This window comes from Jiangella muralis (assembly GCF_001270745.1).
In the GTDB taxonomy this organism is placed as follows: domain Bacteria; phylum Actinomycetota; class Actinomycetes; order Jiangellales; family Jiangellaceae; genus Jiangella; species Jiangella muralis.
In genome coordinates, this window is record NZ_LFXL01000043.1 from 25826 (window position 1) to 41209 (window position 15384).

Consider the following 15384-nt stretch of genomic DNA (forward strand, 5'->3'; position numbering starts at 1 on the left):
CCGTGGCGATGAGCCGCACCTTCACCCGTGTCACCGCAGCGCTGGTCCTCGCGGCAGCGCTGACAACAGCCCCGGTCACCGGCCACGCAGCCCCCGCGCCCGCGGACACCACCACCGAACCCCAGCCACCGGTCGTGATCTTCGACTCCGACATGGACTTCGACGACGCGGCGACCCTGGCCTATCTCGCGCAGGAAGACCGGCTCGGCCGCATCGATCTTCGCGCCGTCACCGTGACGAACAACGGCAACGGCCTGCCGGGCCGCGCCATCCGGCACGCCCGCTGCCTGCTGCAACGACTCGGCCTGCGCGACGTCCAGGTAGCCGACGGATCCGACACCGCGCCCAACGCCTTCCCCGCCGAACTGCGCCAGACCTTCGACCGGGTCTTCGAGGACGTCCTCGCCGGCTGTACCGCCAGCGAAGCGCCGTCCCGGATCCGCGCGTCCGAGCTGATCCGCCAGATCGTCGCCCGGGACCCGGCGGCCCACGTGGTCGCCACCGGACCGCTGTCCAACATCACAGCAGCCCGGCTCGGACCGAACCGCGTCACCTCGATGGGCGGCGCGGTGCGGGTGACCGGCAATCTGTGCTGTGGCACACCACCTGAATTCGACGGAAGCCAGGAGTTCAACTACTGGATCGATCCGCCCGCCTCCCGCGCGGCGCTGCGCAACCTGGCCCGGCTGGTCCCCCTCGACGCCACCAACGACGTCCCGATCACGCCGCAGTTCGTCCAGCACCTGGGCGCCGAACGCCGCACCCCCGCCGCCGACATCGTGTACGGACTGGTCAGCCACCCCGAAGTCGCACCCCTGATCGACCTCGGAATCATGTCCTGGTGGGACCCGCTCACCGCGATGAGCATCATCCACCGCGGAATCGTCACCTTCGAGACCGGACGCCTCGACGTCATCACCACCGGCCCGCAGGCGGGGCGCACCGTGCTCTCCCCCACCGGCTGGCCGGTCGTGTTCGCCACCGCGGCCAACGCCGCGGACTTCGAACAGCGCTTCCTGACCACCCTCAACGGGAACCGCTGAACGCCGACGCGGTGCTGAGGCACCGGGCGACGTGGGAAGGTGGCGCGATGACGTCGACCGAGACGACGCGGGTGGTGTTGCGAGACTCCCGTGTCCTGGCCTATTCCGACATCGGCGACGCGGACGGCGTGCCGGTGCTGTCCTGCCTCGGCACACCGCATTCACGGATCCCGCACCCCGACGACCACGAGGTGGCGGTGACGGCGGGCGTGCGCGTCATCGCGCCGGAGCGACCCGGCTTCGGGCGGTCCGACCCGAGCCCCGGCCGGACCGTCGCCGGGTGGGCGGACGACGCGCGGGAACTGCTCGACGCGGTGGGAGTGGAGAGGGCGGGGGTGCTGGGATCGTCCGGCGGTGGGCCGTTCGCCGTGGCGACGGCGGCCGCCCTGCCGGACCGCGTCACGGGGCTGGCACTGGTCGCCGCGGGGGTGCCGTCGGTCGCGCCCGTCCACGGTGATGTCGTGCCGTTGGACGAGGCGGGGCTGGTCGCGCGGGGACGTCAGTTCGAGGAGTGGCTGCGCGACGACCCCGACGCGTTCTTCGAGTCGACCGGCATCACGCGGTCGGACTGGTGGCTGGAGTTCCTCTCCGAGGCGTTCCGGCAGGGCCACGCCGCCTACGTCGAGGACCACCTGCTCAACAACACCGACTGGTCGCCCCTGCTCGGCCAGGTCGACACGCCGACGCGGGTCTGGCACGGCGAGCTGGACGACAACATCCCGCTGGCCGGGGTCAGCTGGATGACGGAGCGGATCGCCGGCGCGACCCTCACGGTGGTCCCCGGCGCCGGCCACGACATCGGCGCACAGTGGCCGGACGTCCTCGGCTGGCTGCGCGACACCTACCGCTGATCCGGCCCTGGCCGGATAACGTATGCCATTCCGGTCGAAACGGAGGAGCGGGATGAGCGTCGACGACGAGCCGGGCGCGGCACGGAACGTCTCCGGAGACAGGACCCGAGCACCCGGTCCGGTACCGGACCTGCGTATGCCGGCGACGGCGCTGACGGTGCTCTTCGCGCTGGCCGCCGCCGTGACCGCGGCCAGCGCCGCCGCCTACGCGAACCGCGCGTCGGTGGTGTCGGACGCCCTCGGCATGTCGCCCGAGGCCGACCTGCTGGCGAGCAATGTCGCGGTCGACGCCGACCGGCTGACCCGGGCCTACGACCTCGTCGGGCTCGGGACGTGGGCGTACGGTGTGGTCGGCCTGGCTCTGGGCGTCTTCTTCATCATCTGGCAGTACCGGCACGCGCAGAACGCCCGGCTGCTCGGATCGCGTAGCGCGCTCGGGCCGGGGTGGGCCATCGGCGGCTGGTTCGTGCCGCTGGCGAACTTCGTGCTCCCGGTCCGGCAGCTCTGGACCGCCAGCCGGTCGTCGAACCCCGACGGCCGCGGCGCGGGCATCGTCGTGGCCTGGTGGGTGGCGTTCGTCGCGGCCATCCTGATCGACCGCACGGCCGCACAGCTCGGCGTCGACGGCCCCAGGGATGATCCCACCGTGCGGGATCTCGCGAACGCCGACTGGCTGGCGGCCGGCGGCGAGGTCGTCTTCGCGGCCGCCGCCGTCCTGGGGCTGATCATGGTGCGCCGGCTCACCGCCGCCCAGGGCGCGGCGCTGGCGGCCACCGGCGGCGCCGTCCAGCCGGGCCCGCCCGCACCGCCACCGCCGCCGGCACCCTGATCAGGGCCGCCGCCACGCGCCGGTGAACTGGTGCGTCCCCGGTCCGACGGTGTCGACGGGCTGGGTGGCGAGCGGCAGGTCGAGGCGCGCGGTGACGCCGGCAGGCACGTCCAGATCGAGGGTGAACGTGTCGCCGTCGAGGCGCCAGGAGACGGCGACCGGGCCGTACGGGCTGAGGTGGCGGGCCGCCGCGCGGCTGAGCTGCCCGGTGACCAGCGGCCGCACCGAGATCTCGCGGTAGCCGGGCGCCGCCGGCGCGAGCCCGGCCACGCAGCGGTGCAGCCAGTCCGCGACGGCGCCGTAGGCGTAATGGTTGAACGACGTCATCTCGCCGGGGTTGATCGAGCCGTCCGGCAGCATGGAGTCCCACCGCTCCCAGATCGTCGTCGCGCCCATCGTGACGGCGTACAGCCAGGACGGCGCGGTGCGGGTGAGCACCATCGAGTGCGCGAGGTCGGGGCGGCCGGCCCGGCAGAGCGCGTCCAGCACCAGCGGCGTGCCCAGGAAACCGGTGCTGACGTGGAAGTCCGCGGCCTGGACCAGCTCGGCGAGGCGACGCCCCGCACCGGCGCGCTGCTCGGGCGTCTCCAGCAGGTCCCACGCAATCGCCAGCGCGTAGACGGTCTGGCAGTCGCTCCGCACGACGCCGTCCACGCCGACGTAGGCCCGGCCGAAGGCGCGGACGACGTCGGACGCGAGGCTCTGGTACCGCGCGGCGTCATCGTCGCGCCCCAGCACTGACGCGGTCCGCGCCAGCAGGTGCGCGCTGCGGGCCAGGTACGCCGTCGCGACGACGGCGGGGTCGGCCTTGGCCGCGGCGGCGTCGTCCGGCGGGGCGTCGGGGTCGAGCCAGTCGCCGAACTGGAAGCCGGTGTCCCAGAGCAGGGAGTCGCCGGCCAGCGACCGCGCCTTCTCGACCCACGCCCGCATCGAGTCGTACTGACGCTCCAGCACGCCGGTGTCGCCGTAGCGCTCGTACAGCGTCCACGGCACGTGGACGGCGGCGTCGGCCCAGCCGGCGGGCGGCGAGTGCGGCGGGTCGCCGGGACGCGGGCCGCCGATGTGCTCGTACACGACGTCGGGGACGACGAACGGAACGCCGCCGTCGGGACGCTGCTCGGCCGCGAGGTCGCGCAGCCACGAGCCGAGGAATCCGCCGACGTCGAAGAGGAAGGCGGCGGTCGGGGCGAATACCTGGATGTCGCCGGTCCAGCCGAGCCGCTCGTCGCGTTGCGGGCAGTCGGTCGGGACGTCGACGAAGTTGCCGCGCATGCCCCAGACGACGTTCTCGTGCAGCCGCTCGAGGTCGGGCTCGGAGCACTCGAACCAGCCGGTGCGGCGCAGGTCGGAGCTGACGACGACGGCTTCGGCGTCGGACGCCTCGACGGACGCGCCGCTGACCTCGGCGTACCGGAAGCCGTGGAACGTGTACCGCGGCTCCAGCAGCTCCGGGCCGCCGGACAGGACGTAGGTGTCGGTGGCCTTGGCATCGCGCAGCGGACGCACGCCCAGCTCACCGTCCTCCAGGACCTCGGCGTGCCGGACGGTGACCTGCTGGCCCGGCGCCCCGGTCACCCGCAGCCGCACCCAGCCGACGACGTTCTGCCCGAAGTCGAGCAGCTGGGCGCCGGACGGCGACGAGAGGACGGCCCGGGCCGGCACCGTCGCCACCTCGCGCACCGGCGGGCCGAGCGGTGCCACCAGCCGCGCGGCGTCGGACTCCAGGACGTCGACCGGCCCGGACGCCGGAGCGGACGGGACGAGCGGCAGCCGCAGGTCGGTGCGCTGCCCGTCGTAGAGGTCGTCGGCGAGGACGCCGGTCGCACCGGCCCGCCATCCGCCGTCGGTCACCACGATCTCGCGGCGGCCGTCGGCGTAGACGATCTCCAGCTGGGCCAGCAGCGCCAGCCGGTCGCCGTAGTGGTCGCGACGCAGGTTCCAGGTCAGTTGCCCGCGATACCACCCGTTGCCGAGTCCGACGGCGAGCCGCGTCGGGCCGCCGCCCTGCAGGTGCGACGTCACGTCGAAGGTCTGGTAGCGCAGCCGCGACGCATACGCCGTCCACCCGGGCGCCAGCTGGTGGTCGCCGACCCGGCGGCCGCCGATCCACGCGTCGTACACGCCGTGCGCGGTGATGTAGAGCCGCGCGGAGGCCACCGGCCCGGCGAGGTCGAGGTCGCGGACCAGCGCGACGGCACCGTCGTCGAGACCGCCGACGTCGCGCGGGCTGATGAACCGGGCCGTGACGTCCTCGGGCCGCAGCAGCCCGGCCTCGACGACCAGCGGCTCGCTCCAGGACGTCCACGAACCGCCGGCCTCGACCCGCACCTCGACCTCGACCCGCTCGCGCGAGCGCAGCTCCGGGAACGGCCACGGCTGGAACACCTGCCCGCTGCCGGCCACCCGCACCGTCGACACGTCACCGTCGGACGGCCGCAGCCGCAGCTCGTACGCGGTCTGCTCGGGCCCGCCGGACCAGGACCAGGACAATCTGGGCGCCGCGACGCCGATGCCCAGCTCGGGCGCGCCGTACTCGGCCACGAACCTCTCGATGTGCACGGAAAGACCCTCCTCAGACGGACCGGAACGGGATGCCCAGCAGGTCGGCGGCGGCGCGGTAGTCCGCGGCCCGGTGCCCGACCGACAGCGACCAGTGGTGACCGACGCCGGTCGCGGACCACGCGTCGACCCACTCGCCCGGGTCGCCCCCGAAGGAGACCCGGCTCGTGGTGTTGCCGATGGCGAGCAGCGGGCCGCTCACGACCGTACCCTCGGACGCGACGAATACGAGCGTCCCGTCGCGGTCCTGGCCCAGGCCGAGCAGCGTCACCGGACCGGGCCGCACGTCGAACTCGACCGACACGCCCCAGCCGCGCTTGCCGTGGTAGACGCCGAGGCCGCGGAGCAGCGGGTCGCGCGCGGACACCGCGAGGTGAGCCGGCCCGTCGTGGCCCATCTCGACCACGCCGTCCTCGAAGTTCAGCGCCTGGATCTCGCAGAACGAGCCGCCCGCGCCGACGACGTCCGTCGCCAGCTGCGCGACCGTGGTGCGCAGCTCGTACTCACCTGAAGCCGGGATGCCGCGCGCGGTGAGCAGCGACGCGCCCAGGATCAGCCCGGCGCCGAGCCGTTCGTGCTGCTCGCCGTCGAGGCCGCGGTGGTAGTAGGCGAGGGTGTCCAGCTCGAAGTCGTCGACCAGCCGGTCCAGCCCGACGGACACCCGCGCGCCCCACGCGAAGTCGGCGTCGTCGACGGAGTCGTCCAGCGTGAACAGCCGCCGAGTGAGGTCCATGCGCTCGCGGGTCTCGTCGTCGGTGACCTTCTCGACCCGCACCCGCAGGTCGTCGATCTCCAGCACCTCGACGTGCGACCCGAACGTGGTGGGCAGCAGGGTGAGGTCGGTCGAGACGTCGAGCATGCCCGGGTAGAGGTGGCCCATGAGGCCGTGCCGCGCGTGCCGCAGCGCCGCCCGGACGTGTGCAGCGTTGACCCACTGCTCGATCCGCCGCCACGCCGACTCCTGCCGCAGCCAGCCGGACACGGAGCGGAACGGGATGCCGGCCCGGCGGAACACGTTGCCCATCTCAGGCACCGGGCACTGGCCGCAGTAGGCCAGCCAGGCACCGGTGTCGAACGCCGCGTGGTCCATCTTCTCGCTCGGCTGCAGGTCGATGACCAGCACCGGAGCGCCGGAGCGCTGGGCGATCGGCAGCACCATGGACGCCGTCAGGTAGGTGCTGAGGAACATGACGATGAGGTCGCAGTCCTCGCGCCGCAGCCGCTCGGCCGCGGCGGCGCCCTCCTGCGCGTCGGAGATGAAGCCGGCGTCGACGACCTCGGCGTCCATGCGGCGGAACCGGTCGGAGACGTAGCGGGCGGACTCCTGCAGCTGCGGCAGCAGGCCGGGGAACTGTGGCCAGTAGGTGCCGAGGCCGCCCGCCACCAGGCCGACGCGGGTGGTGCGGCGTCGTCTCCTCGGCAGCAGCTCGTCCAGGGCGGCGTGGTCGGTCATGGCGGTCCTTCGGATCGGCGGTTGGAACGATTTAATCAGGCGGTGCGACGGCGTGCGCGGCAGGCCCGCGGGTCACCCCGCCGGCGCGCTGTCGCGGACCACGAGGGAGGGCTGGAACAACGTCGCGGAGTGCTGGTGCTGGGCGCCGGCAAGCTGCTGGTCGGCGACCTCCTGGACCAGCTTCTCGACGGCGGTGCGGCCCAGCAGCCACTTCGGCTGCTCGACCGTGGTCAGCCCGAGCGGTCCCTCGGTGGCGAGGGCGAGGTCGCCGTAGCCGACGACGGCGACGTCCTCCGGCACCCGGATCCCCTGCTCGGACAGTCCCCGGACCACCCCGGTGGCGAGCTGGTCGTTGGTGCAGAAGACGCCGGCCAGCTGCGGCGACGCGGCCAGCCGCACCCCGGCGCGCCGCCCCTCCTCGATGGTCATGTCGTCGACGGTGACCTCGATCATGCCGTCCGGGTCGACGCCCGACTGACGCAGCGCCTTGCGCGCGCCGGCCCGCCGGTTCTCGCACTGCTCGATCGAGCGCGCGCCGTTGACCAGCGCCAGCCGCGGCCCGCGCGTCGCCAGCAGGTGGTGGGCGGCGATGCGCCCGCCGAGCACGTCGTCGATGGCCACCGAGCAGCCCTCGTCGCGTTCGGCGATGCGGTCGACGAGCACGAGATGGGTGCCGACGCTGCGCAGCGTCGCCAGCCGCGACGGCTCGGCCGTGAGCGGGACGACGAGCGCGCCGACGGCACGCTGCTGGGCGAGCAGCTCGAAATGACGCAGCTCGCGGACCGGGTCGTCGTGGCTGACGCACAGTGCCACGCCGTAGCGCTCCTCGTCGGCCGCGTCGGCGACACCGTCGGCGATGGCCGAGTAGAACGGGTTGGTGATGTCGGGCAGCACCAGCCCGATCATCCGGCTCATGCCCCGGCGCAGGGCGGCCGCGACACTGCTCGGGACGTACCCGAGCTGGCGGGCCGCGGCGAAGACCCGCTCGCGGGTGGCCTCGGCCACGATCTCGGGCCGGTTCAGCGCGTTCGAGACGGTCGCGGTCGACACCCCGGCCAGTTCGGCCACGGCGGCCAGGCTGCTCGCCCTGTTCCTGCTCACCCCGCACCTCTCGTGGACGGCCCGCGTGCGCCCATCGTGTCATCGGGCCGGCCGCCGCAGCAGCCGGACCGGCCCGGCGACGCCGGTGCCGAGCTGGCTGGGCTTGAGGAACGGCGTCGGGCTGGTCGAGTGCAGGCGCGGCGCGAGGGTGCCGTAGACGGTGACGGCCAGCTCGTGCTCCCCCGGCGCCAGCTCGCCGAGGTCGACGGCGAACGGTGCGCAGAACGCCGCGCCGGCGGGCTCGCCGTCAACGGTCACGCTCACCGCGCCGCGGACCCGGCCGAGGTCGAGCCGCAGCCGCTCGCCGTCACGGGCCTCGATGGTCCGCCGCGACCGCAGCGCACCGCTCCACGCGCCCAGCCCGAGGTCGCGCCAGTCGCCGAACGGCGCGGAGAACGCCGCGGTGTGCACCCGGACCGGCCCGTCCCAGGCCGCGCCGCCGACGGAGTGCGCCCGTGCCGCCACCCACACCACCAGCTCGGACGGACGGCGCAGCGGCTCGGCCAGCTCGATCCGCCCGTCGTCGACCCGGATCGGCGCGCCGGCCAGCTCGGCCGCCTCCGCCGGCACCGGCAGCTCGGCCCGCACGGTGCCGGCAGGCAGCAGCAGTTCGTAGCGCTGCGGCCGCGGCGCCGCCGACCGGGACGCCTCGAACGCGACCGCCGGCTCGCCCAGCTCCGGCTCGCCGTTCAGCCAGGACGTGCCGGGCAGCGGGTGCGGACGGCGGGCGACCCGCGCGTGCGTGTGGCCGGCGCCGAGCCCGCGGACGACGCGGACCGGCTCGGGCCCCGGCCCGGTCGTCCAGTCCGGCCCGCTGACCACGGCGGTCCGGCCGTCCGGGCCGTCGATGACGGCGTCGACCCAGACGGCGTGCTCGGGGTCGGAGGTCTCGGCGACGACCCGCAGGTCGTGCGCGCCCGCGGCGAGGCCGTCCAGCCGGTGGGTGAAGAACATCGGCCGGTTCACCGCGTCCGACTCGTAGTACTGCACCTTCTCCTGACGGGCGACGACGCGGCCGTCCAGCTCGAGGCGGACGGCGCTGGTGGCCCCGACGGCGACGACGACCCGCTCGGCCGGCTCGGTGAGGTGGAACGTGGTGCGCAGGTCGGCGCTGCCGCCCGACACCGCGGCCGGGCAGACGAACTCCGGCCGCTGGACGGCGCGGCCCGGGCGTTCGAGCAGGAACCAGGACGGCATCGTGGCCGGCCGGTTCCCGTGCATGTCGGCCGGCAGCTCGCTCGTCCCGATGCGGTACTCCAGCACCGCCTCGTGCCGCTCGAACCGCACGGGGACGGTCATCGCGTAGCGCTGGTCGTCACCGGGGCACTCGCGGCCGTCGACCCAGACCCGTTTCGCGGCCGGTGCGGCGACCGTCAGCTCGTACTCGCCGGGCGCGTCGACCCGCAGGATCGTGCGGACGGTGACGTGCTCGCCCGGTCCCGTCGCCGGGTGCAACAGGAACTCCTCCGGGACGAAGCCCTTCGGCTCGTACCGGTGCCCCTGGTCGGTGTCGAGGCCGCGAGACCGGGAGAACCGGTGCACCTGCCAGTCCGGCCCGGCGAGGTCGCCGCCGCCGAGGACGCGCGTGGCCGCGTCCGGGTCCAGCGGATCCGGCGCGTCGGCCTCCGGGCCGTGCGCGAGCACCTGCTGCCCGAACGTCGCGCGGACGTCCTCGGGCCCGGCGTCGCCGTCCCACCAGCGCATCCGCCACAGCTCCAGCGGCACGTCAGCGCCGGCCGGCAGCGCGATGTCGCCCCACGTGTTGTCCAGGGTGGGCACCAGCTCGTGCGTCCAGCCGTCGTCGAGGCTCTCCGGCGTCTCCGCCGACGGCACCACCGGAGGCACCGCACGCGCCGCGCCGCGCTGCCAGACGACGAACACGGCCGGCGCCCCGCCGAGGTCGACCGCGATGGTGCTGCCCGTCGCGTCGGCGCGGACGGTGGCCGGGCGGCGTTCGCCGGTGGCGGGATCCCAGACCTCGGCCCGGGCTACCGGCTCGGCCACCCGCACCTCGGTGCGTCCGGCGTAGCGCGCGGGATCGAAGTCGACGTCGTCCCAGTGCAGCGAGTACGGGTCGCGGCGCAGCGGATAGGCCGTCGCGTTGGGCGCGGCCGCCGGCACGAACGCGGCCGTGACGTCGCCGGAGCGGCGGGCCCGCAGGCCCTGCGCCGCCCAGGCCGGCGTGCCCCGCTCGGCGATCAGCCGGACCGCGTCCTCGGGCGTCGCGACCCGCCGCAGCCGCGGGTGCCCGACCAGCGCCGTCAGGGCCTTGGCGGCCTCCGGCGACGTGGTCCGCCCGGCGACCGCGCGCGGGTCCGGGCCGACGACGATGACCTGCCCACCGGCGTCGAGCAGCTCGACCAGCCGGTCCGCCGTCCCCGGACGGAGCTGCGTCGCGGCCGGCAGCACGACCGTCCGGAACTCCAGCGGCTCGACGGCCAGCGCGCCGTCCCGCGCGACGCCGCGCCGCACGCTGTCCTCGTCCACCACGTCGAAGTCGAGGCCGGCCCGGTCGAGCAGGCCGGGCGTGGAGCGGAACCAGTTGTTCGTCCCGGCCAGCGCCAGGTACGTCGCCTGCGCACGGTCGGCCTGCTCGAGCGGGCCGCCGGTCCGGCCGTCGCCGAAGTAGTCGATCGGCAGGTCCGGCGGCAGGTCCGCGTGCCCGGTCGTCGACGGGTACAGCACGCCGACGTCGACGAGGTGATCGCCCCAGGTGAGCAGCGCCGCGGCCCGGGCGACGGCGCGGGCGAAGCGCGGGTAGACGGCGTAGTAGGGCTGCCGGAAGTCGGTGGCCGGCGGCGCCCACTCGAACCAGCCGGCCCGGGTATCGAAGTACGTCGCGTGCGGGTTGTAGAGGTCGGCGCCGCTGCGGAAGAACGGCAGCAGCCAGTCCCACGTCTCCTCCAGCGTCCCGCCCCAGCCGCTGGAGTGGAACGACTCGATCCATACCCGCGGGTGGCGGTAGAGGTCGGCCATCGACGAGTGCACGCGGGCGTCGCCCTCGTGGTCGCTGCCGACGGCGTTCACCCAGCGGTGGGTGGCGAAGTAATCGCCGTAGAGCTGGGAGCTCTGCGTCGGCCAGCCGGCCCGGCCGGGGTTGGTCTGGTCGGCGCCGAGCAGCATCCCGTGCCGTTCGTGCCAGGCGCCGAGCGGGCGGAAGAACGCCTCCTCGGCCAGCTCGGTGCGGACCCGGTGGTAGTCGGCGCGGACGTCGTCGTCGCCCTGCCCGCCGCGTTCCCACAGCGACGGCAGCCAGGCCAGCGGTTCGTAACCCAGCCGCCGCTCGAATTCGGCCGCGAACCGGTCCGACCACGCCGGCATGGCGGGCAGCTCGTCCTGGAAGCTGCCGGTGATGACGGAGCCGAGCCGGTCGCCCAGCCGGCGCTCGAACTCCCCGTGGACGGCGTCGATCAGCAGCTCGCAGGCCCGCGGGCCGAGGTAGTCGAACCCGGACTCACGCCAGCACACCACCCGGACGTCGGTGCCGGGCGGCGCGTCGACGCGGCCGTCGCGCAGGTCGAGCCGGGTCCAGCCGGCGTCGCCCGCACGTTCGCCGTACACGCCCAGCACGTGGTCGCGCGCGTCCACGTCGATCCGCTGGTCGGCGCCGACGACCTCCCGCCAGGACCGCAACGCCTGCCCGGCCGCCTCCGGATGCGCGGCCACGATGCCGCCCTGCACGTTCGCGCCGGAGAAGCCGATCTGGTCGTAGAACCACAGCCGCACCCCGAGCCGTTCGGCGAGGTCACAGGTGTAGCCGACGAGGTCCCACCACTCCTCGCCGAACCACGGCGGGTCGTCCGGCGGCGCGCCGTAGGTCGGGCCCTTGGGTGCGAGGTTCATCAGCACCAGGTTGTGGATGCCGCCGGCGGCGAACCGCTCCAGCTGCCAGCGGATCCGCTCCCGGGTGACCGGCGCGCCGCTCCACCACCACAACGGTGTCGGCCCGTACTCCCGCGGCGGGTCCTCGAATCGGTCGATCAGTTGCTGGTCCACGCAGGCCCCTTCGGCTCGTCGGTCAGTCCCTGCTCGCGCAGCACCCGCAGCCGCTGCTCCCGCCGCTGCGCCTGCAGCACCGGGTCGGCGACCGGAGTGGCCAGCTGCAGCCGCCGGGTGTACGGGTGCTCGGGCTGTTCGGCGATCTGCTCCGCGCTGCCCAGCTCGACGATCCGCCCGTGCAGCAGGACCGCCGTCCGGTCGCTCATCGCCCGCACCACGCCGAGGTCGTGGCTGATGAACAGGTACGCCACGGAGGTGCGCTGCTGGATCTCGCGCAGCAGGCCGAGCACCCGGGTCTGCGTCGTCATGTCCAGCGCGCTGGTGGGCTCGTCGCAGATGATGAGGCGCGGCTCGAGCGCCAGCGCCCGGGCGATGGCGATGCGCTGGCGCTGCCCACCGGAGAACTCCCGCGCGTGCCGGTGGCCGGAGTCGGCGGGCAGGCCGACGGCGTCGAGCAGTTGCCGCACCCGCTCGCGCTTCTGCGCCGATCCGACGTCCTGGATCGGCTCGACGAGGATGTCGGCGATCGTCATCGCCGGGTTCAGCGACGAGTACGGGTCCTGGAAGATCGCTTGGATGCCGCGGGCGGCGCCGCGGCGTTCGCGGCGGGTGAGCCGGGTGACGTCGCGGCCCTCGAACTCGATGCGCCCGGAGCTGACCGGCGCCAGGCCGAGGATGGCCCGTCCGATGGTGGTCTTCCCCGACCCCGACTCGCCCACCAGCCCGAGCGTCTCGCCCGCGGCGAGGTCGAAGCCGACGTCGTCGATCACCTTCGCCTGTCGCCGCCGCGACGCGTAGGCGACGTCCAGGTGCTCGACCCGCAGCAGCGTGGTCGCGTCGGTCATGGCATCTCCTCCGGGTCGAGGGCGGACGAGAGCAGCTCGCGCGTGTACGGCTCCCGCGGGCTGGTGAACAGCGCCCGCACCGGCTGGCACTCGACGATCTCGCCGTCGTGCATGACGCTCACGGTGTCGCAGATGTCGGCGACCACGCCGAGGTCGTGCGTCACGAGGACCATCCCGAGCCCGCGTTCGTCCCGCAGTTCGCGCAGCAGCTCCAGGACGTCGGCCTGGACGGTGACGTCCAGCGCCGTCGTCGGCTCGTCGGCGACGATGAGGTCGGGGTCGCCGGCGATCGCCCCGGTGATGAGCACGCGCTGCGCCATGCCGCCGGAGATCTGGTGCGGGTACAGGTCGAACACGGTCTCCGGGTCGGCGATGCCGACGCGGCCGAGCAGCCTGAGCAGGTGCTCGCGCGCCTCCCGCTTGGACAGCCGGCGTACGGCCCGCAGACCCGCCGTCAGCTGCCGCCCGATGGTGATCGTCGGGTCGAGGTTGCTCATCGGCTCCTGCGGGACGTACGCGATGCGCGCGCCCCGAGCCGCCCGGGCCGCGTCGCGGTCGGCGAGCAGGTCGGCGCCGTCGAAGAGCACCGAGCCGCCGAGCACGATGGCGTCCTTGGGCAGCAGGCCGAGCACCGCGAACGCCGTCTGCGACTTGCCCGAGCCGGACTCGCCGACCAGGCCGTGGATCTCGCCGCGGCGCACGGACAGGCCGACACCGCTGACGACCTGACGCACCCCGCCGGCGCCGTCGGGGTAGCCGATCCGCAGCGACCGCACCGTCAGCAGCGCGTCGTCGGCGGGTCCGGGCTCGGCCTCGGGGGTGACGACGCTCGCCCGGGCCGCCGCGAGCTGCCGGGACGTGAGCGGACGGTGCCGCGAGCCGCTCTGCAGCACGTCGCGCAGGGCGTTGGCGAGCAGCACGAACGCCAGCGTCGTGAAGCACACCAGCAGCGCGGGCGCGACGACCGCGCCGCGGTTGAGGTAGATGGTGGTGAACGACTGCTGCAGGATGCCGCCCCACGACGGCGTGCGCGGGTCGCCGAGACCGAGGAACTCCAGGCCGGCCTGGATGCCGATGCCGGCCGCCAGCACGAACCCGCTCTGGATGATGATCGGCGCGCGGACCGCGAGCAGCACGTGCCGGAAGATGATCCGCCAGTCCGGCAGCCCGGACACCTTGGCCGCGTCGACGTACAGCTCGTTGCGCATGCCCGCGACGACGGCCCGCACCAGCCGGAAGTTCGACGGCGCGATGAGCAGGCCGAACACCGCCATCGCGGTGATGATCGACGGCCCGATGACGGTGTACAGCGCGATCAGCAGCACGATGCCCGGCAGCGCCATGATCGCGTCGGACACCCACGACGCCACCGTTTCCGCCCGCCCCTGGAAGTAGCCGGCCAGCAGGCCGCCGACCACGCCGACGACCGTCGACACCACCAGCACGACGACGCAGGCCAGCAGGGTGCCGCGGGTCGCCCACAGCAGCCGGGAGAGGATGTCCCGTCCGGACGCGTCGCCGCCGAGCAGGAACTCCGAGGTGAACGGCGCGGCGTTGGTCAGCGTCAGGTCGACGTGGTTCGGCGAGTGCGGCGCCAGCAGCGGCGCGCCCAGCCCGACGACCACGATGATCGCGAGGTACACCATCGAGATCAGCGCCAGCGGGTCGCGGGCCAAACGCCGCAGCACGTGCTCCTTCGGGGCCGGCGCCTGCGCGGGCCGCTCGACGTCGGGGATCAGGGCGACCGGGTCGGCACTCACGAGATCCTCACCTTCGGGTTCAGCCAGGCGCCGACGACGTCGGTGACCAGGTTGACGACGACCACGACGAGGACCGCGAAGAGGACGCAGCCCATCACCACCGGGATGTCGGCACGCAGCGCCATCTCGACCGCGAGGTCGCCGATGCCGGGCAGCGCGAACACCCGCTCGATCAGCACGACGCCGCCGAGCATGCCGATGGTCTGCAGGCCGAGGATGGTCAGGCCCGGCGCGGCGGCGCTGCGCAGCACGTGCCCGAAGACGATGCGGCCCTCGCCGATGCCGCGCGAGCGCAGCGTGCGCACGAAGTCCTGCTGCAGGATGTCCGAGACCGCGCCGCGGAACTGCTGAGCGGCGCTGCCGACCGAGCCGATGAGGATGGCCAGCACCGGCAGCACCAGCGAGCGGGCCCAGCCGCCGAGGTCGCGCTCGGGCTGCACGTACCCCGTCGCCGGAAGCAGTCCCCAGCCGACCGCGACCGTCAGCACCAGCAGCACCGCGACGATGAACGCGGGGACGGCCGAGCCCAGGACCGCGAAGAACTGCAGGACGCGGTCGATCCAGCCGCCCTTGACCGCGGCGGCGGTGCCGACCAGCACGCTGATCAGCCCCATCAGCAGCACGACCACCCCGGTGATGATGAGCGTCACTGGCACCCGGGTGGCGAGCATGCTGGTGACGTCCTCGCCGGTGAAGAAGCTGTGCCCGAGCGACCCGCCGGACAGGTCGCGCAGCCACTGCCAGTACTGGGAGAACACCGGCTGGTCCAGGCCCAGCTCGACCGCACGCGCGTCGACGGTCTCCTGAGTGGCTTGTTCGCCCAGGATCGCGCGGGCGATCGAGGGTCCGTCGCGGAAGATCAGCAGGAACGTCGCGCATGTCACGACCGCGGTGAGCAGCAGCGCCGACCCGAGCCGGCGCAGGGTGTAGACGATCACGTCCGG

Annotated in this window: 10 protein-coding genes; 3 read left to right on the top strand and 7 right to left on the bottom strand. The window is 74.0% G+C overall.

Translation table 11 applies throughout. From position 1 onward, the window contains the following. Positions 1-8 precede the first annotated feature (8 nt). From ACW62_RS28950 to ACW62_RS28960, 3 genes are read left to right on the top strand one after another with little or no spacing between them, the layout of a single operon-like run. Positions 9-1043 carry a nucleoside hydrolase gene (locus ACW62_RS28950; RefSeq protein WP_053207601.1) on the top strand — a complete coding sequence of 345 codons (1035 nt, stop codon included), beginning with the start codon at positions 9-11 and terminating at the stop codon, positions 1041-1043. A 47-nt stretch (positions 1044-1090) separates the two neighbouring features. Beyond that, the gene (locus ACW62_RS28955) at positions 1091-1894 is read left to right on the top strand and encodes an alpha/beta fold hydrolase (protein ID WP_053207602.1); all 804 of its coding nucleotides are present in this window, start codon (positions 1091-1093) and stop codon (positions 1892-1894) included. 52 nt (positions 1895-1946) lie between these two features. Beyond that, positions 1947-2723 carry a DUF4328 domain-containing protein gene (locus tag ACW62_RS28960; protein ID WP_169792146.1) on the top strand — a complete coding sequence of 259 codons (777 nt, stop codon included), beginning with the start codon at positions 1947-1949 and terminating at the stop codon, positions 2721-2723. Here ACW62_RS28960 and ACW62_RS28965 read toward each other — a convergent pair whose 3' ends face one another. From ACW62_RS28965 to ACW62_RS28995, 7 genes are all read right to left on the bottom strand, one after another. Beyond that, entirely contained in the window at positions 2724-5282 is a 2559-nt protein-coding gene (locus ACW62_RS28965) for an alpha-L-rhamnosidase (RefSeq protein WP_053207604.1), read from the bottom strand. A 13-nt stretch (positions 5283-5295) separates the two neighbouring features. Further along, positions 5296-6735, bottom strand: a complete 1440-nt coding sequence (locus tag ACW62_RS28970) for an L-fucose/L-arabinose isomerase family protein (RefSeq protein WP_053207605.1) — start codon at positions 6733-6735, stop codon at positions 5296-5298. Between the two features lie 72 nt (positions 6736-6807). Then, positions 6808-7836, bottom strand: a complete 1029-nt coding sequence (locus ACW62_RS28975) for a LacI family DNA-binding transcriptional regulator (RefSeq protein WP_053207606.1) — start codon at positions 7834-7836, stop codon at positions 6808-6810. A gap of 39 nt (positions 7837-7875) precedes the next feature. Beyond that, complete coding sequence (locus ACW62_RS28980; protein ID WP_053207607.1) at positions 7876-11832, bottom strand: glycosyl hydrolase family 2 protein; 3957 nt, start codon at positions 11830-11832, stop codon at positions 7876-7878. Next, positions 11817-12680, bottom strand: a complete 864-nt coding sequence (locus ACW62_RS28985) for an ATP-binding cassette domain-containing protein (RefSeq protein WP_053207608.1) — start codon at positions 12678-12680, stop codon at positions 11817-11819. The genes ACW62_RS28980 and ACW62_RS28985 overlap by 16 nt, the downstream gene beginning before the upstream one ends. Continuing rightward, positions 12677-14440: a dipeptide/oligopeptide/nickel ABC transporter permease/ATP-binding protein gene (locus ACW62_RS28990; RefSeq protein WP_157575055.1), complete on the bottom strand. Its 1764-nt coding sequence runs from the start codon at positions 14438-14440 to the stop codon at positions 12677-12679. Before ACW62_RS28990 ends, ACW62_RS28985 begins: the two co-directional genes overlap by 4 nt. Then, a complete protein-coding gene (locus tag ACW62_RS28995; protein WP_053207609.1) occupies positions 14437-15378 on the bottom strand; it encodes an ABC transporter permease in 942 nt (313 codons plus the stop codon). Before ACW62_RS28995 ends, ACW62_RS28990 begins: the two co-directional genes overlap by 4 nt. Positions 15379-15384 lie beyond the last annotated feature (6 nt).